This window comes from Novosphingobium sp. PhB165 (assembly GCF_004341845.1).
Taxonomy (GTDB): domain Bacteria; phylum Pseudomonadota; class Alphaproteobacteria; order Sphingomonadales; family Sphingomonadaceae; genus Novosphingobium.
This window is the reverse complement of sequence record NZ_SLVB01000026.1, coordinates 1-1,837: the sequence shown is the minus strand read 5'-3', so window position 1 is coordinate 1,837 and position 1,837 is coordinate 1. Positions and strand designations below refer to the sequence as shown.

Here is a 1,837-nt window from a genome sequence, read left to right as displayed (position 1 = left end):
GCGCTCAAAAAGAGGCCCGGCCGGCTTGGAAAGCCGACCGGGTAAGGAGGAAGCTTGCAAATTGTGGTGGCCTGCCTTGGGCAGCGCTGTCGGGCAGGCCTGATTTTGTGGGACGTGATCAGTTCCCGAAATGCACCTTCAGGCGCAGGCCGTACATGCGCGGTTCGCCAAGCGAGGCGACCAGCATGCCGGTTCCCGAGATGCCGGGCAGGAAGGTGTAGTACTTTTCCTTGGTCACATTGGTTGCGAACAAGGCCAGGTCGACCGGTGAGCCGGCGATCGAGTTCCAGCTCGCATTGAGGTTGAGCAGATTGTTCGAGGGCAGCCAGCTCAGGCTGCGGAATTCCGCCTGGAGCGCCGGATCCGGGCTCGTGTAGAAGCGGCTGGAGTAGTTGCCGAGCGCCCGGTCGGTATGGGTATAGGTCGCGCCGATCGAGATCGTGCCGATGTCTTCGTCCAGCGGCAGCTGATAGGTCGCGGTGATGGAGTACTTGTTCTTCGGCGACAGCAGCAGGGGATCGCCAACCCGGGCTTGGCCGACGACTTCATAGCCGGTCGACGGGCCATCGACCGTAAAGGTCTGGATCGAGCGAATCTTCGTGTCCAGGTGCGCGTAGGAGCCCTGGATCGTGAAGCCCCGGAACGGCGAAATCGATCCGTCGATCTCGACGCCCCAGATCCGCGAGCTACCCGCGTTTGCCGGTGCCGTCGTCGGCGACACGCTGGGCGGATTGGTGAGGCCGGTGGGATCGCTGTACTGCAGGAAGTCGAGCTGGATCTGCTGGTTCGAGAAGTCGTTGTAGAACGCTGCGACGTTCAGCGTGCTGCGCAGGAATTCACGGAAGCTCCCCTTCATGCCGACTTCATATGTGTCGACCTTCTCGGGCTGCACATAAGCAAGGCTCAAGGGAACCGAGGGAGAGACCGTGCCGGTGCGATAACCGCGAGAGTATTTCGCGTAGAGCATGAGGTCACGCATCGGGGTGTAGTCAAGGTCGATCAGCCACGTCGGCGCGCTCGACTTCTGCGTGAGATTGATGCGGCAATCCGTGGTGGGATTGAACGTGGCGGCCGTTACCGTCGCCGTGTTGCTGGTCGCGGGGTTGCTGCAATAGATCTGGGTCGGCGTGCTGTAACCCATGGCCGGGAAGCCGGTGTATGTCACCAGCTGGCTGTCGTTGATCACGCGGTCCCAGGTGTAACGGAAGCCGCCGGTCAGCTTCAGTTGCTCTGTCAGCTTGTAAGTGGCCTGCGCGTAGAGACCCACGTCACGGAACGAGGTTCGCGATGCGGTGTAGTTGACGACGCCTTGCGGAATGCCGGGGACCGGAAGCATCGACAGCGGAGACGTGCACGAGAGCGCCGCCAGATCGTTGCAGTTGCCATAGACCGGCGACTGCGAGCCGGACAGGCCCAGCGGATCGCTGACTTCCAGATAGGCGCCGCCCTGATAGGTCAGGCGGTCGTCAAGGGCGCGGCCCTGAAGCTGGAGTTCTTCGGTGAACGTCGACTGGCTGCCCGTCGCCCCGTTGGGCAGCGGATTGATGCTGGCAAAGCCGAACGAACCGTTCGGAAGGCCGATGTTGGCGGTATTGAGATCGGTGCCGAACAGCGGCGACGTGAGATTATCGCGCAGTTCAGCGTAGCTGGCGATGTTCTTGACCGTCAGCGCATCGCTGGCCTGCCAGGTCGTGGTGTTGATGATCTGCCACTGCTCGACCTTGGACGAGGGATTTTCCATCGTCTGCCAGGCGTCGTAGAAGCCCGAACCCTGCCGCGTGAGCTGATCGCCCGCAAACGCGCCGAAGCCTTCATTCGGGTCCACCGCGATCAGCTT

The 1,837-nt window shown here is 62.0% G+C and carries 1 protein-coding gene; it reads right to left on the bottom strand.

Annotated features, from left to right (window positions below):
• Positions 1-118: 118 nt before the first annotated feature.
• A partial coding sequence (locus EDF56_RS25755; protein WP_132393025.1) for a TonB-dependent receptor occupies positions 119-1,837 on the bottom strand: 1,719 nt, incomplete at its 5' end.